Source organism: Hyphomonas neptunium ATCC 15444, assembly GCF_000013025.1.
Lineage (GTDB): Bacteria > Pseudomonadota > Alphaproteobacteria > Caulobacterales > Hyphomonadaceae > Hyphomonas > Hyphomonas neptunia.
In genome coordinates this window covers 1,294,467-1,321,336 of record NC_008358.1, presented here as the reverse complement: position 1 = coordinate 1,321,336, position 26,870 = coordinate 1,294,467, and the positions used below count along the sequence as shown (strand labels likewise).

Genomic DNA, 26,870 nt, shown 5'->3' with positions numbered 1-26,870 from the left:
AAGCGGGGATAAGCGCGGCCCTATCCCCCGATGGGGCCGCCGCCCTGCCTGGTCACTACCATCACGCTCGGGCGTGGCGGCATGGCCTCGGCAAAGTCCGGCCAGCGGGTGCTGGGCGCTTCAAAGCTCGCCCCGTCCGTATCGCCGGGGTGCTGAACCGCCAGGAACAGCGCGTCGCCGCTCTCGTTGAAACGCGGCCCGCACATTTCCGCGCCAACGGGACAGCGGAAGAAATGCTGCCCGGTTCCGCGCCGGTCGCCATCGGTCTCCAGCGCCCACAGGCCATCGGCGGCGCCGGTGTCATCATTGCCATCGGTCGAAATCCAGAGGCGCCCCTGCGGGTCAATCGCGCAATTGTCCGGGCTCGCCAGCCAGCCATTCTCCGTGGTCAGAGGATTCCACGTTGCCCCAACCTGCGCAATTGACGGGTCCCCGCACTTCACCAGGATTTCCCAGCGCGAGGTTTCCGAGGTAAAATCTCCTTCAGGTTCAATGATCTCGATGATGTGACCAAACCGGTTGGACGCCCGCGGATTGGCCGCGTCGACCTGATCTTCCGTGCGCCGGTCATTATTCGTCAGCATCACATACACGCGCCCGGTCTTTGCGTTGGGTTCAACATCTTCCGGCCGGTCCATCGGCGTTGCGCCCAGCAGGTCGCCCGCCCGGCGTGTCCCGATCAGCACATCAGCCTGCGAGGCAAAACCGTTTTCCTCCGTCAGCGGACCAGTGCCATACACCAGCGGCAACCAGGCCAGCGTGCCATCAGCATCGAAACGCGCCACATACAGCGTGCCCTCATCCAGAAGGTCGGCGTTCGCTGCCTTGTTGCCGGCCACGAATTTCCCTTTGGTCACAAACTTGTAGACGTAATCAAACCGCTGATCGTCGCCGGTATACACCACCACCCGGCCATCGGGCGCCACCACGCTTTCGGCGCCCTCATGCTTCACCCGGCCCAGCGCCGTGCGTTTCTTCGGCACGGAGTTCGGGTCCATCGGGTCCACCTCAACGATCCAGCCAAACCGGTTGGGTTCGTTGGGCTCCTTGCTCACATCATACCGGTCAAAGAACCGCCCCCACTGATACCAGCCAGACGGCACGCCATAGCGCTTATGGTTCTCCGCCTCGCGGTGGCCTTCAGGCAGCTCGCCCATGAAGTTGCCGTTGAAGTTTTCCTCCGCCATCAGATAAGTGCCCCAGGGCGTAATACCGCCGGCGCAATTGTTCATGGTACCGGATACCATCGTGCCGGTGGGGTCTTCCGCCGTCTGAAGGCGCGCGCTGCCCGCCGCCGGGCCGGTCAGCTGCATCGGCGTCGTATCCGCCGTAATCCGCCGGTTATAGGGCGAGCCGACCACCGGCTTCCACGCGCCATTCTCCTTGCGGATTTCCAGGATCGTTCCGCCATGGGCGGCCATCTCCACCTCACAAAGCGCCCGCGTCATCGAGGCGGGATACCCCGCCACAACGCCCGGCAGCATGATGTTGGTGCTCGTATATTCGTGATTGATGCACAGGATCGCCCGCTCCCGGCCCGCGTCATCGGCCTTAAGCGGCACATAGCCGATGAAATCGTTGTTATAGCCAAACTGGCGCCGCTGCGCCGCCGCCGTCTGGTTCAGCGGGTCGAAAGCCGGGCTGTCGGAAAACAGCGGATCGCCCCAGCGGATCAGCACATCGGCGTCATATCCGGCGGCCACATGATGGGTTTCATCCATACCGCGCGCGATCTCGTCAAAGCGAAAGACCGGCTGCGCCTGCAAATCCCCCGTTGGCACAGGTACTTCCCGCCCTGTGGCACAGCCCACCAGCGCCAATCCGGAAACCGCGCCCAATCCGCCGAGAAAACCTCTGCGCGAAAGCCGCTGGCTGATCATGTCACCCATCGTTGCAGCCCCGGCCGCAATTCGGGGATTAACCGGAAAATTCTCGCTGTCGTCCATCGTCGCCATGGCCAAACGCCTCCTTTTATGCATGAAAGTGCGGCATACGGTGGTTTTGTAACAGACAGATGGCAGCAGCCGTTAACTTTTACAGAAATGTTACACGCCGCTCGCTGGGCATTTCGTCAAATACCGGCGTAATTTCCGCCTAAAGATCGAAAACTCAGTGCACAAAAGGAAAGAATTCCCAGGCCGCGAGCTTCTGGAGTGCCTGCTGGCGCAAAATTTGCTGTGATTGGAGCGTCTTAACAGTTTTTGGAGGTCAGCAGTATGCACGACCAGGCACAGAACAGTTCAAGCATCAAGGACTCCGCCGCCCCGGAAGAGGCGCGGTGCCTGAAAGTCATGGTGTATCGTGATCGCTATCCAACGGCGTTCATGACGCCGAGAATTTCGCGTCACGAGATGGTTCGCACGCGGTTCATTCCCTTCAACAAACTCCACTCCAACTGGGACGGGTTCACGGTCACTCCGCCCTTCCAGGAGAATGATCTCGTTCATGCCTGGAACCGCATTCCCTTTGGCGCCCGCCGCTTCATCTGCTCCTTTGAAAGCTCCCTGCCGCGCGGCTATGGCTTTCCCAAGTCGAGCCTCCTGCTGAAGGTCATGCAGGGCGCCATCGAGAGCAAACACTGCCGGCGCCTGGTTGCGATGTCGCATTATGCCCGCCGCAAGTTCGAGTTCAAACACCAGCACCGCGAGAGCTTCCCGGAGCTGAAATCCAAACTCATGGTGCGCCACCCCAACGTGTTCCTGAGCGACAAGCCCGACGCGCTGGCCGATGACGATTGCAAGACCCTGACGGTCACGTTCGTCGGCTCACATTTCGGCCGCAAGGGCGGCGCCGCCTGCGTGCGCGCCGCTGAGCTGGCGCTGGAGCGCGGCCTGCCGATCCGGTTCAACATTGTTTCTTCGCTGGTTGCGGGGGAAAGCGTCTGGTTCGATACGACCGTACCCGGATTTTTCGACCCATATTTCCGCCTGCTCGACCTGCCCAATGTCAACCACATCAACAGCCTCGGAAATGACAGCGTCCGCGTCCTCATGCGCGCCTCCCATTTCACCCTGCTGCCAACGCTGGGCGACACATTCGGCTACTCCATGATCGAGTCGATGGCCGAGCATACGCCCGTCATCGCCACGAACATCTGCGCAGTGCCCGAAGTGGTGATGGACGGCTTCAATGGCTGCCTGCTCAATCTCGACAAGACCCCGCGCGGAGACTGGAACTCGCTCGGCTATGAAGCGCGCGGCACCGAAGCCTATGCCACCCAGTACCGCGACGCGACCGAAGACGTCGCCCAGCAGCTCGTCGCCAAGCTGGCAGAGCTGGTCGGCCAGCCGGAAACCATCCACCGCATGCGCCGCAACGCCCGCCTCACGGCCGAACAGATGTTCTCCGCCTCCAGCCAGAGCCCGCTCTGGGACGATCTCTATGACCGCGTTGCCGCAGAAGACCTGAACTCCCGGCCCTTTGCAGACCCCGCAATCGACATCTCTTCCCCCGAAAGCCCCGCCCACCTCCTCGGCGACGCTGCAAGATAACCCTGACGCAGGGTGACGGCTGTTAGGCGCCGTCAATCACGGTTAGATTCCTTCTCGAATGGACGAGATGCGACGGGCAAAGATCCCGCGCGCCGCACCGAGGAGGAATGCAAATATGGCTGACAATGCGGCCCTTGATCTGGATTTTGACCCCAATGAGCTGCGCGACCGCTACCGCGCCGAGCGCGACAAGCGCGTGCGCAAGGACGGGAACGAGCAGTATGTGAACGTCGCCGGACAGTTCGCGCACTATCTGGAAGATCCCTACTCGGAGCGGATTGAGCGCGCGCCGGTGACCGATCATGTCGAAGTTGCGGTCATCGGCGGCGGCTTTGGCGGGCTGCTCTCGGCGGCGCGCCTGCGCAAGGCGGGCTTCAAAGACATCCGCATGATCGAGACCGGCGGCGACTTCGGCGGCACCTGGTACTGGAACCGCTATCCCGGCGCGGCCTGCGATATCGAGAGCTATATCTACCTGCCGCTGCTGGAAGAGACCGGCTACATTCCCAAAGAGAAATACACCAAGGCGCCCGAGATCCTCGAACACTCCTCACGGATTGCCAAGCATTTCGGCCTCTATGAAAACGCCCTCCTCGGCACCGGCGTGACGGGTATGAAATGGGACGAGGCCCGCAAGGTCTGGATCATCGAGACGGACCGGAATGATCGCTTCACGGCGCAGTTCGTCATCATGTCCAACGGCCCGCTGAACCGGCCGAAACTGCCTGGCATTCCCGGCGTTGAAAGCTTCAAGGGTCACAGCTTCCACACCAGCCGCTGGGATTATGCCTATACCGGCGGGGACAGCACAGGCGGCCTCACCAAGCTGAAAGATAAGGTGGTCGGCATCATCGGCACCGGCGCCACCGCTGTGCAGTGCGTGCCCCATCTGGCTGCAGGCGCAAAGCAACTCTACGTCTTCCAGCGCACGCCTTCTTCCATCGATGTGCGCAATGACAAGCCGACCGATCCGGACTGGGCGAAAAGCCTGGAGCCCGGCTGGCAGCGCCGCCGCATGGAGAATTTCAACACGCTGGTTTCCGGCGGCTATGAGCCGGAAGATCTGGTGCAGGACGGGTGGACGGACATTATCCGCAACATCCTCTTCCTCGCCAGTTCCGGCGACACGCAGGGCCTGACACCCGATCGGCTGGCAGAGCTCGCCGAACTGGCCGATTACAAGAAGATGGAACAGGTGCGCGGACGCGTCGATGAGGTGGTCAAAGACCCCGACACCGCCGCCAAGCTGAAGCCCTGGTATCGCCAGTTCTGCAAACGGCCCTGTTTCCATGACGCTTACCTGAACTCCTTCAACCGCCCGACCGTGACGCTGGTGGATACCGGCGGCCAGGGCGTTGAGCGGATCACGGAAGATTCGATTATCGCCGATGGCGTCGAATACAAGATCGATTGCCTCGTCTATGCCACCGGCTTTGAAGTGGGCACCGATTACACCCGCCGCGCCGGATACGATCCTGTCGGCAAAGACGGCGTGACCATGAAAGATCATTGGGCGGACGGTATGCGCAGCCTGCATGGCCTTGCGGTCAATAACTTCCCCAACATGTTCCTGATGGGGCCGGGACAGGCAGGCTTCACCGCCAACTATCCCCACCTTCTGGACGAGCAGGCCGAGCAGATCGCCTACATCCTCTCGGAAGTCTCCGCCCGTCAGGCCAGCACGTTTGAGGCAAGCCCGGAAGGCGAAGCCGCCTGGGTTCAGAAGGTCATCGAGAAGGCCATGATGCGCCAGGAATTCCTCGAGGAATGCACGCCGGGCTATTACAACAATGAAGGCAAGCCGAGCGACCGGGCCGCGCAGAACAACTCCTATGGCGAAGGCCCCAATGCCTATTTCCGCATCCTGAAAGCCTGGCGCGAAAGCGGCGAGCTGAACGGGCTGGAACTGAGCTAGGCTTTACTCTTCCACCAGCGAGACCAGCAGGTCGCCCTCGGCAACCTGCTGGCCGGCGCTGGAATGGATGGCCTCCACCACGCCGTCGCGCGGCGCGGCCAGGGCGTGTTCCATCTTCATCGCTTCGAGCACAGCCAGCGTGTCACCGCGCGTGACCGTGTCGCCCGCCTTTGCCGTGATCGTCAGCACTTTGCCGGGCATCGGCGCTTTCACGGCATCGCCGCCAAGGGCGGCTTCGGCGTCGGCGCTGTATTCGGGCACGGTGACGAGGAACGTATCGCCCCCGCAGGTCACAGCAAAGCGGCGTGGAGAAATGTCCGTCACCAGAGGGAATGGCACATCCTCGGCCATCGGGATGCCGGCCTCGACCATCTCCGCGTCTCCATCCGCCGCCAGCACAACCGTGCGGCGGGGGGCGGCATTCATGCGGAACCCGTCGCGGATCGCCCACGGCGAGGGGTCGCCCTGATCTTCCAGCAGCAGGCTCGCCACGGCGTTCAGGGAGGCGTCGCGGTGTTCCTCCGGCACGGCGGCCAGAGCGTCCACATTCTCGCCGATCCAGTTCACATGATGCGTGCCCGTCTGAAACTCTTCCGACAGAGCGCACCGGCGCAGGAAGCCCGCATTGGAGGGCACGCCCGCCAGCTGGGTATGCGCCAGCGTATCGGTGAGCCGTTCGAGCGCCTCGTCGCGATGGTCGCCATAAACGATCAGCTTAGCGATCATGGAGTCGTAGTTGGAGGGCACGCGGTCGCCGGTTTCAAAGCCGGTATCCCAGCGGATGATCTCGCCATCGGCCTCTTCCAGCAGGCCAAACTCCAGGATCACGCCCGCGCCGGGGCGGAAACCTTCGGCCGGGTCTTCGGCGCAGATGCGCGCCTCGATGGCGTGGCCATTGAGTTCAATCTCGTCCTGCGCCAGCGGCAGCGTGCCGCCCGACGCGACGATGAGTTGCCACTCGACCAGATCCTGCCCGGTGACCATTTCGGTGACCGGATGTTCGACCTGAAGCCGCGTATTCATTTCGAGGAACCAGAACGTATCGGCCGCCAGCGGCCTTGATCCGTCCACGATGAATTCCACTGTGCCCGCGCCCTGATAGCCAACCGCCTTGGCGAGCTTTACGGCCGCGTCCGTCATCGCGGCGCGCACGTCTTCCGGCATACCGGGCGCAGGCGCTTCTTCGAGCACTTTCTGGCGGCGGCGTTGCAGCGAGCAATCGCGTTCAAACAGGTGAACGACGTTGCCATGGGCGTCGCCAAACACCTGCACCTCGATATGGCGCGGCTGGAGAACCAGCTTCTCCAGCATCACGCGGCCATCGCCAAAGGCGCTCTCGGCTTCGCGCACGGCGCTGATGAGTTCAGCTTCCAGTTCCGCCTCTTTCGAGACCTGCCGGATGCCGCGGCCGCCGCCCCCGGCGACCGCTTTGATGAGCAGCGGATAGCCGACCTTCTTGGCCGCCTTCTTCAGTGTCTCGATATCCTGCGCCTCGCCGCGATAGCCGGGCAGCACGGGCACGCCGGCGTCCTCTGCAATGCGCTTGGCCTCATCCTTCGGCCCCATGGAGCGGATGGCAGACGGCGGCGGGCCAACCCAGATGAGGCCGGCGGCAACGACGGCTTCGGCAAAGGCGGCGTTCTCGGAGAGGAAACCATAGCCCGGATGGATGGCGTCAGCGCCCGTCTCCTTCGCGGCGGCAAGGATCGCCTCAACGCGCAGATAGCTTTCAGGGGCGGGCGCCGGGCCGATGCAGACGGCTTCGTCGGCTTCGCGCACATGTTTGGCGGCGCGGTCGGCTTCGGAGAAGACCGCGACGGTCTCGATGCCCAGTTCGCGGCAGGTGCGGAAAATGCGGGCGGCGATCTCGCCCCGGTTAGCGACGAGCAGCTTGGTGATGGTCACTGGTCTTGCCTCCCCGGCCCCGGTGCACGCTGGCAACCAGGACGAAACTGATGATCATCAGCAGATACCATGATCCGAGCTTCGATAAAGACACCATTTCCCAGCCATTTTCTTGCCCCGGATAGGCCCAGGCCCGTGCAAATGTTCCAAGGTTTTCCGCAAACCAGATGAAGATTGCCACCAGCAGAAAGCCGATCAGCAGCGGCATCGGGCGGTGGGCTTCATCCGGGCGGAACCAGACCGTCGTGCGCAGGTAGATCAGCGCGGTCGCGGCGAAGAGGCCAAAGCGGATGTCCACCGTCCAGTGATGGGCAAAGAAATTCACATAGATCGCCGCTGCCAGCAGCCCCTGCAGCCAGAGCGGGGGAAAGCGCGTGAAGCGGAACTCGAAAATGCGCCAGACGCGGGCGAGGTATGAGCCGACCGCCGCATACATGAAGCCGGAAAACAGCGGCACCGCGCCAATCCGCAGGAAACTTTCTTCCGGATAGATCCAGCTGCCGGCGCTGGTCTTGAACAGCTCCATAACCGTGCCGACCACATGGAACACGAAGATCACCCGCGCCTCTTCCCATGTTTCCAGCCCGCTGAGCAGCAACAGGCCCTGCAGCGCAATCGCCGCAATCACGAGGAAATCATAGCGCGAGAGCCCCGCACCCTCGGGATAGAAGAAGTGCGTCAACAGCAGCAGCGCCAGCATCACCCCGCCAAAGAGACACGCCCAGGCCTGCTTGATGCCAAAGCTGACAAACTCGAACAAACCCTGACTGACCGGCCCCTTCACATAGCGGGCGCGCAAGCCCTCCCGGGCGGCATGCAGGCGGGCGCGAAAGCGGGTGCCGGCTGAAGGGTTTCCATCGGAGGTCATGGCATAATCCCTTCGGCTGCAACCAAGGCGGCACAGTGGCAGATCCGGCGCCAGAGGCGGGTAAATTTCAGGCTTTGTGAGGCCGGTGCAATCGCGTAATGCTTAACGCGTGCGAAACCAAGGGGGACCCCATGGCCTATAACTCAGGCGTTCAACTGGCCGGACTTGCCGGCGTCATCGGCGGCGGCATCGGCGCCTATCTCGGCTACAATCAGGGCCTGGTAACGGAAGGCATCTCCCCCATTCAGGGCGCGCTGATCATGGGCGCCATCGGCATGGTAGCAGGCAGCGCAGGCGCTTTCATCCTTAAGTCGGCCATGCAGTTCATCATCTACATCATCATGTTTGCGCTTCTGGCCTACATATTCCGAGGCCAGATAGAACAATTGACCGGGGTAAACCCCGTCACCGCGCTCGAAGTCACATTGGCCAAGTATGGCATGAGCGTAGACCTCGCCAGAAACTGACGAGGCCTGCGCGGCTCTACGCCTTCCAGGAGGGCGTGCGCTTTTCGAGGAAAGCGGCAATGCCCTCCTTGCCCTCATCGGACACACGCCGCGCCGCGATGCGCTTGGCGGTCGTGTGCATCAGGGAATTGTCGATCTCCATCCCGGTCACATCGGCGACCAGCTGTTTGGCATCGGCAATCGCGCCGGGCGCCGCAGAAAAGACCAGCCGCGCGATATGCTCCTGCAACTCGCCCATCTGCTCATCGGTCTCGGCCACATAATGCACCAGGCCGATTTTCTCCGCATACGCCGCATCGAAGCCATCCGCGGTCACGAACAGGGCCTTCGCCCAGCGCGGGCCAATGGCCTGGATCACGAACGGGCTGATCGTTGCCGGGGTGAGGCCCAGACGAACCTCTGAAAAGCGGAACTGCGTGCCTGCCTTGGCGATCGCCACATCGCACGCCGCCACCAGCCCCGCGCCCCCGCCCATCGCCGCGCCCTGCACCAGCGCCAGCGTCATCTGCGGCATCTCGTAAAGGCGGCGCAGCATATCGGCCAGGCGCATCGCGTCGGTCTCGTTGTCCTCGCGCGAATGGGTCGACGCGCGCTCCATCCAGTTGAGATCGGCGCCCGCCGAGAAGGATTTTCCCTCCCCGCGCAGGATCATCATGCGGATGCTCGGCTGTTCCGAAATCATCGTGAACACGTCTGTCAGCTCGGCAATCAGCTCGGCATTGAAGGCGTTGTGCACATCGGGCCGGTGCAGCGTCACAACCGCCAGCCCTTCTTCGGTCGCTTCAAACCGGATCAGATCATATACCGCGTCACGCATGGGAATTTCCTGTTCTCAAGTCTCTGCCGCCACCCTGCGATAGTGGCTCGATGGGCGCAAGGCGGGCTTCTCCACAAGGTGCCACAGCGCAAGGCTGGCCGCGAGGGTCAGCGCTGTCGCAAGGGCGAAGAACCCGGCGAGGCCGAGGCTGGTCGCCAGGCCCGCCGCCGCCAGCGCCTGAAGGATCGGGAAATGGGTAATATAGAGCCCGTAGCTGACATCGCCGAACCGGGCCACATTCAGCTTTGGCCCCGGTGCCCAGGCCACCGCGCCGATCACGCCGGCCAGCGCAAAGGCGCGCAGCGGCTCCAGCGCCGGATGCAGGAACGTTGCCCCCAGCAGCGCTGTGCCGCAGAGCGCCATTGCCCTCCAGCGGCTCTGAATGCCGGGCGAGGCTTTCCACAGCGCGATCCCCATCGCGAAGAATGCCATCTGGCCCGGCAGCTGGCGGCCAAGCTCGGCGCCATACAGCTCCGGGCCGAGTTGCGGCACAAAATGCGCCCAAAGCTCGCCGCCCAGATAGAGCGCGATGATCCCCACCCACCACAGCGCCTTCATCCTGTTCAGCACAAAGAGGATCAGCGGCAGGACAAGATAGAACAGCACCTCGATCTTCAGGGTCCACAGCGCGCCATTGACGGCCGTGAAGCGATTATCCTCGAACAGGCCGGGCAATGACGGCGACAGGAAGTTCAGGAAGACAAGGTTTGCCCCCAGATAGCTGGCAACGCCGCCAATGTCCCAGGTCAGCAGAAGGCTGATCAGTGCGGGCACGAGGATCACGGCGGCATAGGCCGGGTAAAGCCGGCGGATGCGCTTGCCCGCATAATCATCCAGGCCAGAGGCGCGGTCCAGCGATCCGGCGACCAGCACGCCCGACACGATAAAGAAGCCCTGAATGGAAATGTCAGCCAGCTGCGCCAAGGCCAGCTCTGCCCCGCCGAAAGGCACAGCCGTCCCGATTGCCACGCCATGATAGACGAACACGCCAGCGGCCAGCATCAGGCGAATGAAATCAAACCGGTTCGCCAATGGCGGCATCATCTTGAAACTCTGAACATCTTGCGGGGCCATCCAAGGCAGACCGTCGCAAATGTCCAGCCTTGCCGCTGCCAGAGCCTGCGGAAATTACGCGCTTCAGACGTCAAAGACCCACTTCCGGAAGGAAGCGGGCCTCTTCATGACGTGAGGGGGGCGTCATGTCTGACCGAACGGTGAGACGGGGGCTCACCGGCCGGTCAGAATTTCGTTACCAGGTGGTCTCGCCGGTAGCGTCAGTCTTGTCTTCTTTCTTGTCGCCATATTCTTCCATGGCGGCATCCCAGTCTTCTTCGCTGATCTGGCCGTCCATACCGGCGATCGACTCAAATTTCGCAGAGGCTTTTTCCTCGGTCACTTTGCCATCAGCCGTCTTGTGAGCGATGAACTCTGTGGCGCTGATGAAACCGTCAGCATTGGTGTCGACCTCAGCGAAGGTGACTTTTTCACCGGCCTGGGCGCCCATGGCACCAACAAGCGCAGCAGCGGAAATCAGGGTAACGCGGATCATGTGTTTCACTCCTTTGACACATGACGCCGGAACATGACCGGCGCCTTGTGAAAGGGACGCGTGAGACGCCCATTCGATCCGTTAAAGTTGCGTCAGGCTGGGGGCCAAAATGTGGCAGCGTTAACGCCGATCTCAGAGACCTGCGGAACATCTGCCCCTGCCAATGCGTTGGACTCCCCAAGAAGAAGGAGTCCCCACATGGCCAATCTGAAAAAGTTTGAAGAGAATCCCCAGCGCCAGCTGCTGGAAGAAATCAAGAGCACGCATTGCGTGATGCTCGGCTCGCCCGTTCACGATCATCACATGCAGCCGATGGCGCCGCAGGTCGATGACGAGACCGGCATCATCTATTTCTACTCGGACAATACCAGCGAACTGGGCAAGGCTGTCCTGAAATCGCCTGGCAAGGTCCACATGTGTCATATCGACAAGGATTATCAGGCCTGTGTCAGCGGGCAGCTTCATCCGCACCATGACAAATCCACCATCGACAAATTCTGGAGCCCGATGGTCGATGCCTGGTATCCCGGCGGCAAAACCGACCCGAAAATGCTGATGCTGAAATTCGTGCCACAGGACGCCGCCGTCTGGGCATCGGACAAATCCACCATCAGTGTACTGTTTGAAGTGGCAAAAGCCAACATGAAAGACGAACAGCCTGACCTTGGAAAATCCAAGCAGGTCCAGCTCTGACGCCGCAGATCGTCAGAAACTCTGGCCCCTCCCGTCTTATCACGGTGAGGGGCTTTTTTTACATCCGGAACAGACCAAAGCCCCGCTCGCCAAACGGCGCGTTGAGGCTGGCCGAAAGCGCGAGGCCCAGAACGCGGCGCGTGTCTGCCGGGTCGATGATGCCATCGTCCCAAAGGCGCGCGGTGGAGAAATACGGGTTGCCTTCGGTTTCGTAGAGATCGCGGATCGGCTGTTTGAAGCCCTGTTCCTCCTCTGCGCTCCACTGGCCGCCGCGCCGCTCAATGCCGTCACGCTTCACCGTGGCGAGCACGCTGGCGGCCTGCTCCCCGCCCATCACGGAGATGCGCGCATTCGGCCACATGAACAGGAAACGCGGGGAATAGGCCCGCCCGCACATGCCGTAATTGCCCGCACCAAAGCTGCCGCCGGTCACCACGGTGAATTTCGGCACGCTCGCGGTCGCCACCGCCGTCACCATCTTGGCGCCGTCCTTGGCGATGCCGCCGGCTTCATATTTCGAGCCGACCATGAAGCCAGTAATGTTTTGCAGGAAGACAAGTGGAATGCGCCGCTGATCGGCCAGCTCGATAAAGTGGGCTGCCTTTTGCGCGCTTTCAGAAAACAGGATGCCGTTGTTCGCAAGGATCGCCACCGGCATGCCATAGATATGCGCAAAGCCGCAGACCAGCGTTTCGCCATAGAGCTTCTTGAACTCATGGAATTCCGAGCCGTCCACCGTGCGCGCGATCACTTCACGCGCGTCATACGGCTCGCGCACATCCTGGGGCACCAGACCGTGCATCTCGCGCGGATCATACAGCGGCTCGGCCGGCGCCTGTATCTCGAAGGGCTGCGGCTTCGGCTTGGCCAGTGTACGGACGATGGACCGCACAATCGCCAGCGCGTGGGCGTCATGGGCTGCATAGTGATCCGCCACGCCGGAACGGCGCGCATGCACATCTGCCCCGCCAAGGTCCTCGGCTGAAATCTCTTCCCCCGTAGCCGCTTTCACCAGCGGCGGGCCGCCCAGAAAGATCGTGCCCTGCTTGCGCACAATCACCGTCTCGTCGCTCATCGCAGGCACATACGCCCCACCTGCGGTGCAGCTCCCCATCACGGCGGCGATCTGGGGGATGCCCTTCGCGCTCATCTGGGCCTGATTGTAGAAGATGCGGCCGAAATGTTCCCGGTCCGGGAAAACTTCAGACTGGTGGGGGAGGTTCGCCCCGCCGCTGTCGACGAGGTAGATGCAGGGCAGATGGTTTTCCATCGCCACTTCCTGCGCCCGCAGGTGTTTCTTCACAGTGACGGGGAAATACGCCCCGCCTTTGACGGTCGCGTCATTGCAGACGATCAGGCATTCACGCCCTTCCACCCGGCCAACGCCGGTGATGAGGCCCGCGCCCGGCGCCTCGCCGTCATACATGCCATTGGCCGCCAGCGCGCCGATCTCGAGGAAAGCGCTGCCCGGATCAATCAGCCGCTCCACCCGCTCGCGCGGGAGCAGCTTGCCCCGCTCGGTGTGGCGCTTGCGGCTGTCTTCTGGCCCGCCCAGGGCGGCCTGAGCCGTTTTGGCCCGCAATTCCTCGACCAGCGCCTGCATGGCGGCGCGATTGGCGGCGAATTTGGCGCCGGAAACATCCAGCGCAGACTTCAGGACCGGCATGGGCCCTCCCTTACTTTTCGTTGCGGCAGGATTAACGGTCTGCCGCTGCGCTGTCACCCGTTGGTAAACTCTTTTGTGTTACAGGTCTTGAAGCTGCCCCTTTCAGGATTCAGGTAACGCGCAACATGTTTGGCCTGCTGCGTAATAATTTCACGCCCGATCTGAAGACGATCCCTCTCCTGAAGGACGTGTCCCAGCGGGCTATGCGCTCTGCCGGCAAGGAGGCGCGCTGGTTTGCGCTGCCCGCCGGCCAGCCGCTGTTCCTTGCGGGCGAGCCTGCCGATTGCATCTATTTCGTCCTCTCCGGCGCCCTCGGCGCATTCGGCGCCAAGGGTGAATTCGTCGGCAACATCCGCCCTGGCGAACCGGTTGGCGAGATGGCGCTTTTCCTGGGCGGAAAAGACACCAATGGCGACGGCGCCGCCGAAGATGCGCCTCATTCCGGCTCCGTTTACGCGCTGCGCGATTCCGAAGTCATCGCCCTCTCCCGCGCCGGCTGGAAGCTGCTGGTGAAGTCCGAGCCCGAACTGCTGGAAGGGATGATCCGCATCATCCTTCGCCGCCTCGGCCGGGGCGACCAGCGCAATGCCGAGGCCCCGCCCAAGGTCTACACCCTCGTCTCCACCTCTCCGACCATCGACCTGACCCTGCGCGCCCGCGCGCTGAAGTCCGCCCTCGCCCGCTTCGGCAAGCGCGCCGTCATCGTCAGCGATCTGGAGGGCGACGACAAACCCGCTGCCTTCTTCGACGCGCTGGAAACAGATAATGATGTCGTCATCCTGACCGCGCCCATCGGCGCGACGCCCTGGTTCCGCCTCGCCACGCGCCAGGCGGACCGGATCTGGGTGCTCGCCCGGTCCGATGCGCGCCCGTCTACGCCGCTGATGCCGGAAGAAACCTCGCCGGCCCAGCGCCTGAAGCTGATCGATGTGATCCTGATCCATCCCGGCGCCGAACGGCGCGCCTCACGGCCGCAGGAGTGGACGCAGGCGGCCGGCGCCCGGCGCCTCTTTCACTGGCAGGGCGACAATGGCGAAGACGCGATGCGTCTGGCCCGCGTGATGACCGGCCGCTCGGTGGGCCTCGTCCTCTCGGGCGGCGGCGCCCGCGCCTACAGCCATATCGGCGCCATCCGCGCCATCCGCGATCTTGGCATCCCGATCGACTTTGCCGGCGGCGCCTCAATGGGCGCAGTCGTCGCCGCCTGCGCCGCCATCGGCTGGGACGATAACGAGATCGACTGGCGCATCCGCAAGGCGTTCGTGGAGTCCAATCCGCTGGGCGATTACAACATTCCCGTCGTCGGCATGGTCAAAGGCAAGCGCGTCAACCAGCGCCTGCAGGAGCATTTCGGCGACGTCGACATCGGCGACCTGCAAATCCCCTTCTTCGCCCTATCGACCAACCTCACCAGCGGCCAGGCAAAGCTGCACCGTTCCGGCAGCCTGCGCGACGCCCTGCGCGCCACCATCTCCCTGCCCGGTATTCTGCCGCCTTTCGTGGACGGCGACGACATCCTCGTTGATGGCGCCGTGCTGGATAACTTCCCCGTAGAGCCGATGCGCGCCCTGCATCAGGGCGTCGTGATCGGCTCAGACGTCTCTGCCCTCCCCGATGGCCTCAACCGGGAAGAATTTGCCAAGCCCATGAGCTTCTGGAAATGGGTGCTCACGCACGGCTTTTCCTCACCCCCGCCCATCGCCGGCCTGCTGATGCGCGCCGCCACCATCCGCGACGACCGCCTCACCCCGCGCGACATGGCCGACATCCTGATCCTGCCCGAGCTGCCCAGCATCGAATTGCGCGACTGGAAAGCGTATGACGTGTCCGTGGAAGCTGGCTACACGGCCGCCATGGAAGCCCTGAAGGATCACGAAATCCGGGACCTCTGCTGCCCGGCCTGACGGCCCGCCGGAAGTCCCGAACCTTGTATTATCAACACTACATTAAGTATGTTCGCTGAAGATTCCGGCAAAGAAACTAGATGGCTTTCAAGGAATCACTCAATGGATGCACGTCTCTTTGACCTGCTGCCTGTCGTCGTATGCGAAATTGCGCCGGTGCGCGCGCCTGACGGCACGATCATTGACCTGGAATGGATTGATGCAAACCGCCTGATGAACGAATCGATCCTGCCGAATGGCGGCAGTATCGTCGGCATGCGGGTTTTCGAGTTTGACCCCGCCTATCGCGACTCCGAGATGACAAAGAACGTCATCCAGGTCATCGAGACCGGAGAGCCGATCACCTACATCACCGGCCTCGGCCGCGCCGCGAAGATGCTGGGGAAGGTGATGAAAACCGTCATCACGCCCACAGAATTTGGCGCGCTGGCCTGCTCGCATGAGGTCACCGAACTGGCCGAGGAGCGCGACGCCGCCCTCAAACGCTTCCAGCTTGCCCGCGCCGCCTGCGACCACGCCATCCACGGCATTGTCGTCACCGACCGCGAAAGCCGGATACATTATGTCAATCATGCCATCTGTGAACTGATCGGATATTCCGAGGAAGAGCTGCTCGGCAAGGATGTCGGCATCCTGTTTGGCGTCAAGGCTTTCCAGCCCCAGAAGGCGCTTGGCAACCAGGTCGTCTCCGAGATTGAAAGCGGCAAGCTCATCCGCCACATCTCCGACGCGGAAGCCTACACCCGCGACGGCGTCAAAATCCGCGTCCAGGCGTCCACCTCAAGCACCCATTGGGGCGAGGACGACGATATGGTGTTCATCACCTACATCCGCGATGTGCGCGAGGAACGCCGCAAGGCGCATGAACTCCGCGACGCGCTCAACCGCGCCGAGCAGGCCACGCGCCTGAAATCGGAATTTCTCGCCAATATGAGCCATGAGATCCGCACACCCCTCAACGGCGTGCTCGGCATGGCGCAGGTACTTGCCCATGGAAAATTGACAGAAGCCCAGGCCGAACAGGTCGGCGTGATCCTCGATTCGGGCAACACGCTCATGGTCCTGCTCAACGATATTCTCGACCTTTCCAAGATCGAAGCCGGCCGTATGGACCTCTCGCCTGTGCCAGGCGACCTGCGCCACAAGCTCAGCGGCCTGTTCAAGCTGCACGAGGCCGCCGCCAACGAGAAGGGCATCGGCATCCGCCTTTTTGTGGACCCCAGCGTGCCATCGCGCCTGCTGTTTGATCCTGTTCGCGTGCGCCAGTGCGTCAGCAACCTCCTCTCCAACGCCATCAAGTTCACCAGCCAGGGTGAAGTGATGCTCGTGGTCACCTCCGAGCCGGTTCAGAGCGGCGCCCACCGCGTCATCATGCACGTGTCCGACACCGGCGTCGGCATCGCCGCAGACAAAGTCGACCGCATCTTCGAAAGCTTTGCGCAGGAAGATGGCTCCACCACCCGCAAGTTCGGTGGCACTGGGCTGGGTCTATCGATCACGCGCCGCCTCGCCCGGATGATGGGCGGCGACGTTACTGCTGTCAGCCAGGTTGGCAAGGGATCGATCTTTACACTGAAATTCATCGCCCATTCCTCGGCCGCAGGGGCCGGCGACACCAAGAACATGATCCACATGCCGGTCCGCACGGCGCGCACCGGCCTCACCGGTTGCCGCGCGCTTGTGGTCGACGACAATGGCATCAACCGCCGCGTCGCCCGCTCTTTCCTCGAATACTACGGCATCATCATCCGCGAAGCCTGCGACGGCAATGAAGCGCTCGAAATCATGGCGAAGGAAACCTTCGATTTCGTGCTGATGGACATCCACATGCCCGGCCTCGACGGCGAAGAAGCCTTCAAGCGCCTGCGCACGTCGGGCAGTCTCAACCGCCTGGTTCCGGTAATCGCCCTGACAGCCGACTCCATGCACGGGGACCGCGAGAAATTCCTCGGTAAGGGTTTTGACGGCTATGTCTCCAAGCCGATTGACGAGCGCACGATGATCACCGTCATCAGCCAGGTCTTGAGTGTCCCCGCTGAGGAAACAGAAGCCTTGCTCGCGGCGGGCTGACGCGAGGTGACCCTGTCTCCGTCGCGGCGTTCCGTAGACGGTGCTTGCAAATGCCGCCTATACTGCGCGCTGGACAGTGATTGCCCGCCGCATCGTGAAGCGGGCCACCACCCGGAGAATTGTCATGGCCAAGGCGCTGAAAGCTCACAAACCCGTCGCTGAAGAATACCTCGCCACCGCCAAGCAATCGACCGTCGTTCACCGCTTTCCCTTCCCGCCTGAAATGGTCTGGAACGCTCTGCTTGATGCTGAAGCGTGGACCCAGTGGCTGCCGATCACCAAAGTCACCTGGACCAGCCCGAAACCCTTCGGCCCCGGCACCACCCGCACGGTTGAAGTCGGCGATCAGCAGATCGAGGAAACCTTCTTCGCCTGGGAAGAGGGCGCCCGCATGGCTTTCCGTTTTGAGCGCTCCAGCCTGCCGGTCTCGGCGGCGGTTGAAGATTACCGGGTCGTGCCCGTCGAAGGCGGCTGCGAAATGCACTGGTCCGGCAAGGCCAGCGCGCCCTTGTTCCTCGGCGGCGTCGTCACCGGCCAGCTCACCAAGGGCCTGAAAGAAGGCATGCCGAAACTCGAAGCCCTGATCGCGGCCGAACCGGAGCGGTTCAGGTAGCTTTTATTGCATTGGGCGCCGATCACATTCAGCCGTAGTATAAGCGTCCAGATAGGTGCGCCCGAAACAGGCAATCAGTCCGTTAACGACCCCCAAGTTGATGTCGCCATAACCAGGCCTCGCCATTGCCGACAGCGCTTCGCGTTCATTCAGCAACCGTTCAAAATCACCTTCCAGAAAAGCAATGTTTGCGCGAACATACTCGTTCCAGCCGGCGTTGTTTTCCTCTGGTGGCTTCAGTGAGAGGCGAAAGAGTTCAACCGCTGTCGGAGTATCGCCTTCCATCGCCCTGACTTGCCCTTCGTGCCAGTAGAGGAGCGGAACTTCGCCATCATCGCTGAACGTAATTTTGCTCTCCGGAAAATCATGCGTAACAGGGCGCCCTGCCTCTCGAAGTGCCGCGTGATAATCCCGTATCAGGTCTGCGCCTTCAGTCCGACATCCCGGCTTACGCAGAACCGATTGAATACCATTCGGTGACTGATCGAATTCCCAATAGTCCATTGACATCAACGCGGCACGATCACTGCCGCAAGAACCATCATCTTCAGCCAATATGGAGGTTGTCGTTTGCGGGCTCGCTGCGCAAGAGACTGATACGACTGCCAGAAAAGTGAATAATTGAATTTTCAAGCCGTCTCCGAAAACAGCTCCCGCCCGATCAGCCAGCGGCGGATCTCGCTCGTGCCCGCGCCAATCTCATAGAGCTTGGCGTCGCGCAGCAGGCGGCCTGTAGGGTATTCATTGATATACCCGTTGCCACCGAGCAGCTGGATCGCGTCCAGCGCCAGCTTCGTCGCCGTTTCTGCCGCATACAGAATAGCGCCGGCCGCATCCTTGCGGGCCGTCTCGCCCCGATCGCACGCCTTGGCGACCGCATAGACATAGGCCTTCGCCGCATTCATCTGCACATACATGTCCGCCAGCTTGCCCTGCACCAGCTGGAACTCGCCGATGGACTGGCCAAACTGTTTGCGGTCATGAATGTAGGGGATCACCACATCCAGGCATGCCTGCATGATGCCCGTCGGCCCGGCCGAGAGGACCGCGCGCTCATAGTCGAGCCCGCTCATCAGAATGCGCGCCCCGGCGCCCACCGGTCCCATCACATTCTCTTCAGGCACTTCGCAATCTTCAAACACCAGCTCGCCGGTTTCCGATCCGCGCATGCCCAGCTTGTCGAGCTTCTGCGCCACCGAAAATCCCTTGAAGCCCCGCTCGATCAGGAAGGCCGTGATGCCCTTAGAGCCGCCATTCGGGTCGGTCTTGGCATAGACCACCAGAGTGTCCGCATCCGGCGCATTGGTGATCCACATCTTGGTGCCGTTGAGCACATAGTGGTCGCCCTTCTTGTCAGCGCGCAGCTTCATGGACACCACGTCCGAGCCCGCACCGCTCTCGCTCATCGCGAGGCTGCCCAGATGCTCGCCCGAGATCAGCTTGGGCAGGTAGCGCGCTTTCTGCTGGTCATTGCCCCAGCGGCGCAGCTGGTTGACGCAAAGGTTTGAGTGCGCCCCGTAAGATAGGCCAACCGAGGCCGACGCGCGGGAGATTTCCTCCATCGCCACGACATGCTCAAGGTATCCAAGGCCCGTGCCGCCCCATTCCTCTTCCACCGTGATGCCGAGGAGGCCAAGCTCCCCCATCTTCGGCAGAAGGTCGCGCGGAAACTTGTCCGTCCGGTCAATCTCGGCGGCGCGCGGCGCAATCTCGTTCTGGGCAAAGTTTTTCACGGTCTCGCGGATCATGTCCGCAGTTTCACCGAGATCGAAGTTCAGAGAGGGATATGTGTTCGTCAGCATGGCCCTTTCCTAGCAAGGCCCTGCCTGCCTGTCACCGGCTCACTCGTCCTGCGTCATCGCCCGGTAAAGGTAATACGTGGCCACCACAAACAGGAACCCGCCGCCCAGCGCCAGCAGCGGCCCCAGCCACGCTTCGCCTTCATGCAGCGCCGGTTCAGCGGCCATGTCGATCAACTCGCCAATGCCCAGAACAAGGCTCACCAGCCCCAACCCGGAAAGCAGCGCATACGGCACCCAGCGCCCCAGCGTTTCAGCGCCCGGAGGACGGGTCACATGCCCGTTCTCCTCCAGCGCGCGCTGAACACCATTTTCATCGATTTCCACAGGCGCCAGATCGTCCACAATCACCGCCTCTGCCGGGGGCAGCAGGGCTTCGGGCACCGGTGGCGCCGCAATGATCGCGGCTGCAGCAGGTTCTACCGGCGGCGGCGCAACCGTGGCAGACGGCGGCTGAGTCCGCGCGGGCCGGCGGCGTTCAATCCCATCGGGCGCCCCCCGCACTCCGCCGGTTGCCGGTGGCAGCGGCGCGTCATCCGCCGGGCCGGCCAGATCGGCAATTGCGCGGGTGATCTCTTCAACACTCGGGCCTTCCTCGCCCGGTGCCAGCGTCCTGCCCGGCGTTGAGGGTGGTGGCGGCGGGCTCTCGCCCAGAATGCGCGCAATCCGCTCGCTCACGGCGCGGGCCGCAGCCTTGGGCGTCGTGTCCGCCGTGCGTCCGCGCGGCAGCAGCGGCTCGCCCTCGCCACGCGCTTCGATGATGACAGTGCGTTCAGAGGCCGGCGGGAAAGGCTGCCCGCCATCTTCGGGGATCGGCCGGATCAGCGCGCCAGGCACCGCCGCCGGGCCCGAAGGGTGCGTCAGGAACAGCGAAATCTCCGCAGCCCGCCGGCGCACCAGCGCGTCGATGATCTTCACCTCGCCGCTCACACGCCCCTTGCGCCACAGCCACATGTCGGATGCGGCCGAGAGCCTGTCGCCCTCATTGAGGTTTGCCAGCACGCTGGAAGACTGGAACGCGCCCGGCCCGATATTCCAGGCAAAGGACACCAGCGCATCAAATTCGTTCTGGGTCAGCGGGGCGAGCACTTCATCCTGGATCAGCTGCTCGATCAGCGGCAGATCGGAATGCGCCAGCACCAGTTCAGCGTCCTGAGGGGTCACCTGCAAGCCAGGCCGCGCCGTGCGCGTGTGGCCATAGCCCACAATCCATCGCCCATCCGGCAGCCGGCTTGCGCGCGGCCGGAAGCCCTCGAAGCCTTTGATCAGCTCGAGTCCCTTTGCAGATGTGCGAAGCGGACCACCCAAAGTCCGTTGCTCCCATTCTGGTACAACAGGCAAAATGCCTACAGGGACGCCCTGCAAAAGGCGCGCCCTTTCCCCTGAAAGGTGAGAATTGGCGATATTATGGCCAATTTATAGGAGGACCAGGCTCGCAAGGCCCAGGAAGCTGAAGAAAGCCATCACATCGGTCAGCGTCAGCACAAAAACCGACGACGCCACCGCCGGGTCCGCGCCCAGGCGTTTCAGCGTCAATGGCACCAGAATGCCCGACAGCCCCGCCCAGATAAACGTGCCCAGCATCGCCGCTGAAATCACCAGCGACAGCTTCACATCCTGGAACCAGATCAGAGCGGCCACGCCCACACCAACGCCAATGATCAGCCCGTTGATCAGCCCCGCCAGCGCCTCACGCAACACCGCGCGCCGCGCCGCCGTCCCGTCCAGCTCCCGCGTCGCAATCGCGCGCACCGCCACGGCCAGGCCCTGGCTGCCGGCGTTTCCGCCCAGCGCCGCCACAACCGGCATCAGAATGGCCAGCGCCACGATCTGCTCGATGGCGCCTTCAAACATTGCGATGATCCCCGAGGCGATAAACGCCGTCAGCAGGTTCACGCCCAGCCACGGCACCCGCGCTTTCACCGTCTCGAACACCGTATCGGAGGCGTCCGCCGACGACACGTTGGACAGCGCCAGCAGGTCTTCAGAATGCTCTTCCTGGATAACGTCGACCATATCGTCGACCGTAATCATCCCCACCAGCCGCCCGGCATGGTCGGTCACCGGCGCAGACGCCAGCGAGTATTTCTGGAAGCGGAACGCCACTTCTTCCTGATCCAGGTCCGGCGTCAGCGTCGTCATGGCGTCTTCCATGATGTCTTCCAGCGCGGTCTCCCGCGGCTGACGCATCAGCGCGGAGAGCTGCACAATCCCCAGCAGGCGATGCGCCGGGTCCACCACATAGATCTCGTAAAACGTCTCGGGCAGTTCCTCGCCGCGCCCGCGCGCATGGTCGATCGTCTCGCCGACCGTCCAGAATTCGGGCACCGCCACGAATTCGGTCTGCATCAGACGGCCGGCGGAATCCTCTTCATAGGCGAGGCTGCGCTCCAGCTCCGCCCGGTCAACGGGGGCCAGATCCTCCAGGATGCGCTCGCGGCGGTCGTCCTCAAGGTCTTCCAGAATGGTCGTCGCGTCGTCCGAATCCAGCTCGTCGAGCGCCTGCGCCACCGCCTCATCGGTCAGCATCTCGACCGCGCCTTCGCGATAGGCATCGCGCAGCTCGATCAGGATGTCGGACGGCAGCTCGTCGCCGAGTATCTCGACCGCATCTTCAAACAGATCATAGGGCAGCGTTTCGAGCGCGTCGGCCGCGTCCGCCGGGTGCATCCGCTTCAGCGTGCGCGACAGCCAGCGCGTATCGCGCTCATCGACAGCGTCGAGGAGGTCCTGGAGCAGGACGGGGTCGAGACCGTCAGACTCTGTCTGGGAAGGGGCGCTCGTATCAGTCATTGGCGCCACTCATGCCGGGGTTGTCGATCCCCGGCAAGAGCAGGCGCGCGGGCCGTCTCAGCTGTAGCGGAATTCTTCTCCGTCCAGGTCGATCAGCGGGAACTCGTCTTTCTCGCGCCAATAGTCCTGCGTGTGCTGCCAGTCGCGCGTGGTGCCGCGCTTGGGCATCAGGTGCATTGATCGGGCGAGATAGCCGGGATTGAAGTTGGCCTCATCGATCCAGGGCAGGATTTCCATATTATGGTCCTGCGGACGCAGGGCCACTTCCACCTGCTTCACCTTCTTCTCGTCCATATGCTTGAGAAGACGGCAGATCAGGTCGCCCATCATGTCCACCCGCAGGGTCCAGCTCGCCCGGAAATAGCCAAACACCCAGGCAAGGTTCGGCACGCCGGTAAACATCATTCCGCGATAGGTGATGGTCTTCGACCAGTCGACCGGCTCACCATCCACCTCGAAAGGAATGTCGCCCAGCACGGAAAGATCAAACCCCGTCGCCGTGATGATCACATCGGCTTCCAGCTCGTTGCCGGATTTCAGCAGGATGCCTTTCTCAGTGAACCGGTCGATATGATCGGTCACCACGCTCGCCTGTCCGGCCTTAATGCCTTCAAACAGGTCCGCATCCGGAACAAACGCAATCCGCTGGCGCCATGGCCGATAGCTCGGCGTGAAATGGCTCATGTCGAAATCTTCCGGCAGGCACGCTTTCACCCCGTCCAGAAGCTCCTGGCGCACAGTGTCAGACTCCTCGAAAGACCGCCGGGTGAACTCCGCCTGATCGTGATTATACTTGCGTCGCACGATCTCGTGAATCCACGCATCATCCACGCCCAGCATCCGCAGCTCATCGGCCAGAACGTTTTCATTCCGTGCCGGGATGAAATAGGTCGGCGAGCGTTGCAGCAGCGTCACATGCTCACACTTGCCCGCAATCGCCGGCACAACCGTCGCCGCCGTCGCGCCAGAGCCGATGCAGATCACCTTCTTTCCTGTCAGGTCCAGGTCTTCCGGCCAGGTCTGCGGATGAACGATCTGCCCTTTGAAATCAGCCATTCCGGCCCATTCGGGCGTATAGCCCTGCGCATGATTGTAATAGCCCTGACACATCCAGAGGAAGTTTGCCGTGAACGTCAGCACATCCCCGGTCTCAAGGTTTTCCGCCTTCACGGTCCACTTCTTCTTCGCGCTCGACCAGCTCGCCGAGCGGATCTTGTGGCGATAGCGGATATGCTCGGCGAGACCGGCTTCGTCGATCACTTCGCCCATATATTTCAGGATCTCTTCCCGGCTCGCAATCGGCGGGCCGACCCATGGCTTGAACCGGTAACCGAACGTGTAAAGATCAGAGTCAGACCGGATGCCTGGATAGCGGTGCATGTACCAGGTGCCACCAAAGCTCTCATAAGCTTCCAGCACCAGGAACTTCTTCTTCGGCGTCTGCGTCTTGATATGATAGGCCGCGCCAACCCCGGAAATCCCCGCCCCGGCGATCAGCACATCGAAATGCTCGATCTTTGCCTTGGGTTTGCGTTCTTTGACCGCTGCGGTATCCGCCATGCATTCCTCCATCGGCTCCGTCCACGTGTCGCGGAGCCCTCAAACTTGCTTGCAAATTTTGCCCTGGGAGGAAGGCAGGTGAATACGTAATCGGCCCTAGCTGACCTTGAGGCAAGCAAGCGAAATCAGCCGCCCGGCTGCTTCCGCCGCCGCCACAGCTGGATCGCCAGTCCCAGCGCCGCCGTCAGGAAGATCACCGCAACCGTAGTCATAAGCAGATAGTCCCGGTTCCGCGTCCCGATGGGCCGCAGCAGTTCCCATTTGTGCAGAACATCAAAGCTCCACCCTTCGGCGGCCTGCAGCGCGGTCTTCTCCGGCGCCGCCGCAATCAGCCCCTCGCGCACATCCACGAAAACCGGCCCGTTCGCGCCCGCCACTTTCAGCACCGGCAGGCGCTTGTTGGCAAAGCTGTATTCGCGGCCAAACCGGGTCACGAGAGACACCTCCGCATCGGCTGCTGCCCCAGCAATCGCCCGTGCCCGGTCGGCATCGGAATAACCCGCCGCCTGCCCTTGATACGCAATGCCGCCCGCCGTCTCGATCCGCCAGACGGGTTTGCCATCCGGCCCCGCCGTCGCCGTCATCCCATAGAGCGATCCGGGGCCAGGCCTCGGCGTATCCAGATCCGCCACATTGAACACCCCCGGCGGTGGCAGCACTTTCCCCGGCCCCATCGTCACCAGCAGGTGAAGCATCCCCGACAGCGTGAACGTCAGAATGAAGGGCAGCGCTACCCACGCCGCCAGCGTGTGCGCCTTGCGCAAGCCCCGCCCCTTCGCCTTCAACAGCAGTGTTGCCCCGATCAGGCTCGTCGCAATCACGCTGAGGATCAGCCCCGCCAGAACCGCCACGCGCAGCGGCTCGGCAAAGCTCAGGAATTTCAGCGTATGCACATTCTGAAACACAAACAGCAGCGCCCGCCGCCGCCCATCGGTCACCGCCGCCAGCCGGTCAGCCCCGGTATCCACGTAGACTGCCAGCCCTTCCGGCGTGTCGAACGCCACCCGCCACACCGGCAACAGCCGGTTGATTTCCGGATACTCGGTCGAGAACCGGTCGACGATTTCCACAGACCGGATATCCGCCTCAGGCAGCGCCGCATAATGCCGGGCCAGGGCGATGGCGTGGTCATTTTCTACCTCGGGCGCCGCCACGCCGGTCAGAGCGTCGACCACGCCTTTTCGGGGCTCGCCGGGAAAACTGGAAAACCAGTAGGAGCGGTTCCCAAATGTCACGAGCCTGACCTGATGTGTCCCGGTTTGTCCTGCTTTTGTCAGCATAGTGGCCAGCGAATGGCCCGGAAGTGTCCCGATTTGTCCCGGATTTGGCGGCGCCTGAACGGCCGGGCGCGGCGCGGTCCAGCTCATCACAGGATGTAGAAAACCGGTGATTGCCCAGGCCATAGCCACAAAGGCGGCCACCCACCCGATCTGACGGTGCAACTGGCGCGCGCTCGCGGGCCGCTTGATTTTGATGTCGTTTTTCAAGGTCTTGTCTCTGAGAAAGAAGGGCAGAATCCGGGCCGCGCCCAAGGGGCACGCCGCAACGCTGAACGTCTCAGAGAGAAGCGGGCGGCCCCGTCGGATAAAGCAGCGGCGCGGCCAGCCGGCGCGCAATCTCGAACGCCACAGGATGGTGCAGCCCCGCCTCGCCGATCACCCGCAACTGCGCCAGATCCGGCGCGTCGTTCAGGGGCACGGCAATCTGCACTCCGGCTGCAAAAACGCATCCGTCCGCAGCTTTCTGGTCGCCTTCAGCGGGGACATCCCCGCCCGGCTCGACATACTCCCCGGTCGCCAGATCAATCGTCCGGCTCACAACGCCGTGCTCTGTGCACAGCTCAATCTGCATCTGCCCGGACGTATCCTCGCCCACCATATAGCCCGCCGGTACCACCACCCGCACAGCCACCGCCAGCACCAGCAGCGCCGCCGCCAATGCCCGCAATCCGCCCGAGAGAAAGCCCATGCCCTGCATGGCGCCTGTCTCTCAGAGCCCGGCGGGCACGTCAAACCCCAGCCACGCCCGAAAGCCTTCACGCGCTGAACTGACGCGCCCTTGTCCCTGCTTGCATGAGTGAAAAATCTGCGGGGCCAGGAATGCCAAAGGCGCCCCGTCAGCCCCGCAGAAGTCAGTGTCATCTGAGATCGCGTAAACCTGGGCCACGTGCGTCCCCCCGGACCTGTGAACCCGGCGCAGGTCTAGGCTGCGCCAGGGTTTCCGTCTTCCCCCCGTTCGGGGGGAACAGGTTCCCGCCGGGCCGGAAATCCCTGGGTCTGATCCAGTTCTTCGGGCTCAAACGGGCGGCCCTTGTCCGGCCCGTACGTCAGCGCTGCTGCCGGATTGGCCTTGCGCACCCGCCGTGCCAGCGCTGCCACCAAGCCCAGAAACGTCGCGCGCCGGTGCTCGCGCGTGCCCCAGCGGTGCCGCTCCACGCGGTTCCAGCCAAACCAGTAATCATCCGAAAAGCGATGCACGCAGCATTCTGCCGTCCGCAGAGTGCAGCGCGCCGTACCATGCCCGGCCGGCGGCAGCGTCACCTGCACAAGCGTCACCTCGCTCAGGCTCAGCCATCCGCTCTCAACGCCGCTGCGCCAGCGCAGCACATGCCCATCCAGCCAGTAGGCCCGGTCGCGGCTGAAGGGGCTCGGCCGGAACAGATGTCCCAGACGGCTGTTTTCTCTTGCGTCGGTCATATCGGCTAACCCCGGTGTCCTATGCCGGAAATGCCACGGTTCGGCGGCAGAAGTCCTCCCCCCT

Annotated in this window: 22 protein-coding genes; 7 read left to right on the top strand and 15 right to left on the bottom strand. The window is 62.7% G+C overall.

What is annotated here, in order from left to right:
- Positions 1-20 precede the first annotated feature (20 nt).
- Positions 21-1,955 carry a PhoX family protein gene (locus HNE_RS06385; protein ID WP_011646306.1) on the bottom strand — a complete coding sequence of 645 codons (1,935 nt, stop codon included), beginning with the start codon at positions 1,953-1,955 and terminating at the stop codon, positions 21-23.
- Between the two features lie 261 nt (positions 1,956-2,216).
- On the opposite strand from HNE_RS06385, the gene HNE_RS06380 reads away from it, so the two are divergent.
- Positions 2,217-3,491, top strand: a complete 1,275-nt coding sequence (locus tag HNE_RS06380) for a glycosyltransferase family 4 protein (RefSeq protein ID WP_011646305.1) — start codon at positions 2,217-2,219, stop codon at positions 3,489-3,491.
- A 115-nt stretch (positions 3,492-3,606) separates the two neighbouring features.
- On the top strand, positions 3,607-5,406 hold the full coding sequence (locus tag HNE_RS06375; RefSeq protein WP_011646304.1) for a flavin-containing monooxygenase: 1,800 nt from the start codon (positions 3,607-3,609) through the stop codon (positions 5,404-5,406).
- A 3-nt stretch (positions 5,407-5,409) separates the two neighbouring features.
- Here the strand turns inward: HNE_RS06375 and HNE_RS06370 are convergent, their stop codons facing one another.
- Complete coding sequence (locus HNE_RS06370; RefSeq protein WP_011646303.1) at positions 5,410-7,311, bottom strand: acetyl/propionyl/methylcrotonyl-CoA carboxylase subunit alpha; 1,902 nt, start codon at positions 7,309-7,311, stop codon at positions 5,410-5,412.
- Positions 7,283-8,179 (bottom strand): DUF817 domain-containing protein, encoded by an 897-nt coding sequence (locus HNE_RS06365; protein ID WP_083759029.1) that lies wholly within the window; start codon positions 8,177-8,179, stop codon positions 7,283-7,285. Before HNE_RS06365 ends, HNE_RS06370 begins: the two co-directional genes overlap by 29 nt.
- A gap of 131 nt (positions 8,180-8,310) precedes the next feature.
- On the opposite strand from HNE_RS06365, the gene HNE_RS06360 reads away from it, so the two are divergent.
- Complete coding sequence (locus HNE_RS06360) at positions 8,311-8,646, top strand: hypothetical protein (RefSeq protein WP_011646301.1); 336 nt, start codon at positions 8,311-8,313, stop codon at positions 8,644-8,646.
- Positions 8,647-8,662: 16 nt separating this feature from the next.
- Here the strand turns inward: HNE_RS06360 and HNE_RS06355 are convergent, their stop codons facing one another.
- The 3 genes from HNE_RS06355 to HNE_RS06345 all read right to left on the bottom strand — a co-directional run bounded on the left by HNE_RS06355 (position 8,663) and on the right by HNE_RS06345 (position 11,012).
- Complete coding sequence (locus HNE_RS06355; RefSeq protein WP_011646300.1) at positions 8,663-9,463, bottom strand: enoyl-CoA hydratase-related protein; 801 nt, start codon at positions 9,461-9,463, stop codon at positions 8,663-8,665.
- 15 nt (positions 9,464-9,478) lie between these two features.
- Positions 9,479-10,537 (bottom strand): acyltransferase family protein, encoded by a 1,059-nt coding sequence (locus HNE_RS06350; RefSeq protein ID WP_233352010.1) that lies wholly within the window; start codon positions 10,535-10,537, stop codon positions 9,479-9,481.
- 175 nt (positions 10,538-10,712) lie between these two features.
- The gene (locus tag HNE_RS06345; RefSeq protein WP_011646297.1) at positions 10,713-11,012 is read right to left on the bottom strand and encodes a hypothetical protein; all 300 of its coding nucleotides are present in this window, start codon (positions 11,010-11,012) and stop codon (positions 10,713-10,715) included.
- Between the two features lie 198 nt (positions 11,013-11,210).
- On the opposite strand from HNE_RS06345, the gene HNE_RS06340 reads away from it, so the two are divergent.
- Positions 11,211-11,705 (top strand): pyridoxamine 5'-phosphate oxidase family protein, encoded by a 495-nt coding sequence (locus HNE_RS06340; protein WP_011646296.1) that lies wholly within the window; start codon positions 11,211-11,213, stop codon positions 11,703-11,705.
- Positions 11,706-11,763: 58 nt separating this feature from the next.
- Here HNE_RS06340 and HNE_RS06335 read toward each other — a convergent pair whose 3' ends face one another.
- Positions 11,764-13,371, bottom strand: coding sequence for a carboxyl transferase domain-containing protein (locus HNE_RS06335; RefSeq protein ID WP_011646295.1), 1,608 nt, complete (start codon positions 13,369-13,371; stop codon positions 11,764-11,766).
- 125 nt (positions 13,372-13,496) lie between these two features.
- Between HNE_RS06335 and HNE_RS06330 the strand changes: the two genes are divergently transcribed.
- From HNE_RS06330 to HNE_RS06320, 3 genes are all read left to right on the top strand, one after another.
- The gene (locus HNE_RS06330) at positions 13,497-15,275 is read left to right on the top strand and encodes a patatin-like phospholipase family protein (protein WP_011646294.1); all 1,779 of its coding nucleotides are present in this window, start codon (positions 13,497-13,499) and stop codon (positions 15,273-15,275) included.
- A 102-nt stretch (positions 15,276-15,377) separates the two neighbouring features.
- Positions 15,378-17,345, top strand: a complete 1,968-nt coding sequence (locus tag HNE_RS06325) for a PAS domain-containing hybrid sensor histidine kinase/response regulator (protein ID WP_011646293.1) — start codon at positions 15,378-15,380, stop codon at positions 17,343-17,345.
- Positions 17,346-17,385: 40 nt separating this feature from the next.
- Positions 17,386-17,958 carry an SRPBCC family protein gene (locus HNE_RS06320; RefSeq protein ID WP_233352009.1) on the top strand — a complete coding sequence of 191 codons (573 nt, stop codon included), beginning with the start codon at positions 17,386-17,388 and terminating at the stop codon, positions 17,956-17,958.
- Positions 17,959-17,961: 3 nt separating this feature from the next.
- On the opposite strand, the gene HNE_RS06315 is transcribed toward HNE_RS06320, so the two are convergent.
- From HNE_RS06315 to HNE_RS06280, 8 genes are all read right to left on the bottom strand, one after another.
- Positions 17,962-18,591 (bottom strand): hypothetical protein, encoded by a 630-nt coding sequence (locus tag HNE_RS06315; RefSeq protein WP_011646291.1) that lies wholly within the window; start codon positions 18,589-18,591, stop codon positions 17,962-17,964.
- Positions 18,588-19,760: an isovaleryl-CoA dehydrogenase gene (locus tag HNE_RS06310; RefSeq protein ID WP_011646290.1), complete on the bottom strand. Its 1,173-nt coding sequence runs from the start codon at positions 19,758-19,760 to the stop codon at positions 18,588-18,590. Before HNE_RS06310 ends, HNE_RS06315 begins: the two co-directional genes overlap by 4 nt.
- A 39-nt stretch (positions 19,761-19,799) precedes the next feature.
- On the bottom strand, positions 19,800-21,065 hold the full coding sequence (locus tag HNE_RS17865; RefSeq protein ID WP_011646289.1) for a lysozyme: 1,266 nt from the start codon (positions 21,063-21,065) through the stop codon (positions 19,800-19,802).
- A gap of 108 nt (positions 21,066-21,173) precedes the next feature.
- Positions 21,174-22,550: a magnesium transporter gene (mgtE, locus tag HNE_RS06300; RefSeq protein WP_011646288.1), complete on the bottom strand. Its 1,377-nt coding sequence runs from the start codon at positions 22,548-22,550 to the stop codon at positions 21,174-21,176.
- 57 nt (positions 22,551-22,607) lie between these two features.
- Positions 22,608-24,110: a flavin-containing monooxygenase gene (locus HNE_RS06295; RefSeq protein ID WP_011646287.1), complete on the bottom strand. Its 1,503-nt coding sequence runs from the start codon at positions 24,108-24,110 to the stop codon at positions 22,608-22,610.
- Between the two features lie 125 nt (positions 24,111-24,235).
- A complete protein-coding gene (locus HNE_RS06290) occupies positions 24,236-25,597 on the bottom strand; it encodes a hypothetical protein (protein ID WP_011646286.1) in 1,362 nt (453 codons plus the stop codon).
- A gap of 70 nt (positions 25,598-25,667) precedes the next feature.
- Entirely contained in the window at positions 25,668-26,087 is a 420-nt protein-coding gene (locus HNE_RS06285) for a hypothetical protein (protein WP_035590515.1), read from the bottom strand.
- Between the two features lie 224 nt (positions 26,088-26,311).
- On the bottom strand, positions 26,312-26,806 hold the full coding sequence (locus HNE_RS06280) for a hypothetical protein (RefSeq protein ID WP_035590516.1): 495 nt from the start codon (positions 26,804-26,806) through the stop codon (positions 26,312-26,314).
- Between the last annotated feature and the right edge of the window lie 64 nt (positions 26,807-26,870).

Coding starts and splice junctions, on each gene's coding strand:
- HNE_RS06380 (WP_011646305.1), top strand. CDS start 2,217: ATGCACGACCAGGCACAGAACAGTTCAAGCATCAAGGACTCCGCCGCC.
- HNE_RS06295 (WP_011646287.1), bottom strand. CDS start 24,110: ATGGCGGATACCGCAGCGGTCAAAGAACGCAAACCCAAGGCAAAGATC.
- HNE_RS06385 (WP_011646306.1), bottom strand. CDS start 1,955: ATGGCGACGATGGACGACAGCGAGAATTTTCCGGTTAATCCCCGAATT.
- HNE_RS06350 (WP_233352010.1), bottom strand. CDS start 10,537: ATGGCCCCGCAAGATGTTCAGAGTTTCAAGATGATGCCGCCATTGGCG.
- HNE_RS06345 (WP_011646297.1), bottom strand. CDS start 11,012: ATGATCCGCGTTACCCTGATTTCCGCTGCTGCGCTTGTTGGTGCCATG.
- HNE_RS06355 (WP_011646300.1), bottom strand. CDS start 9,463: ATGCGTGACGCGGTATATGATCTGATCCGGTTTGAAGCGACCGAAGAA.
- mgtE (WP_011646288.1), bottom strand. CDS start 22,550: ATGACTGATACGAGCGCCCCTTCCCAGACAGAGTCTGACGGTCTCGAC.
- HNE_RS06285 (WP_035590515.1), bottom strand. CDS start 26,087: ATGCAGGGCATGGGCTTTCTCTCGGGCGGATTGCGGGCATTGGCGGCG.
- HNE_RS06365 (WP_083759029.1), bottom strand. CDS start 8,179: ATGACCTCCGATGGAAACCCTTCAGCCGGCACCCGCTTTCGCGCCCGC.
- HNE_RS06280 (WP_035590516.1), bottom strand. CDS start 26,806: ATGACCGACGCAAGAGAAAACAGCCGTCTGGGACATCTGTTCCGGCCG.
- HNE_RS06375 (WP_011646304.1), top strand. CDS start 3,607: ATGGCTGACAATGCGGCCCTTGATCTGGATTTTGACCCCAATGAGCTG.
- HNE_RS06360 (WP_011646301.1), top strand. CDS start 8,311: ATGGCCTATAACTCAGGCGTTCAACTGGCCGGACTTGCCGGCGTCATC.
- HNE_RS06310 (WP_011646290.1), bottom strand. CDS start 19,760: ATGCTGACGAACACATATCCCTCTCTGAACTTCGATCTCGGTGAAACT.
- HNE_RS06335 (WP_011646295.1), bottom strand. CDS start 13,371: ATGCCGGTCCTGAAGTCTGCGCTGGATGTTTCCGGCGCCAAATTCGCC.
- HNE_RS06325 (WP_011646293.1), top strand. CDS start 15,378: ATGGATGCACGTCTCTTTGACCTGCTGCCTGTCGTCGTATGCGAAATT.
- HNE_RS06340 (WP_011646296.1), top strand. CDS start 11,211: ATGGCCAATCTGAAAAAGTTTGAAGAGAATCCCCAGCGCCAGCTGCTG.
- HNE_RS06330 (WP_011646294.1), top strand. CDS start 13,497: ATGTTTGGCCTGCTGCGTAATAATTTCACGCCCGATCTGAAGACGATC.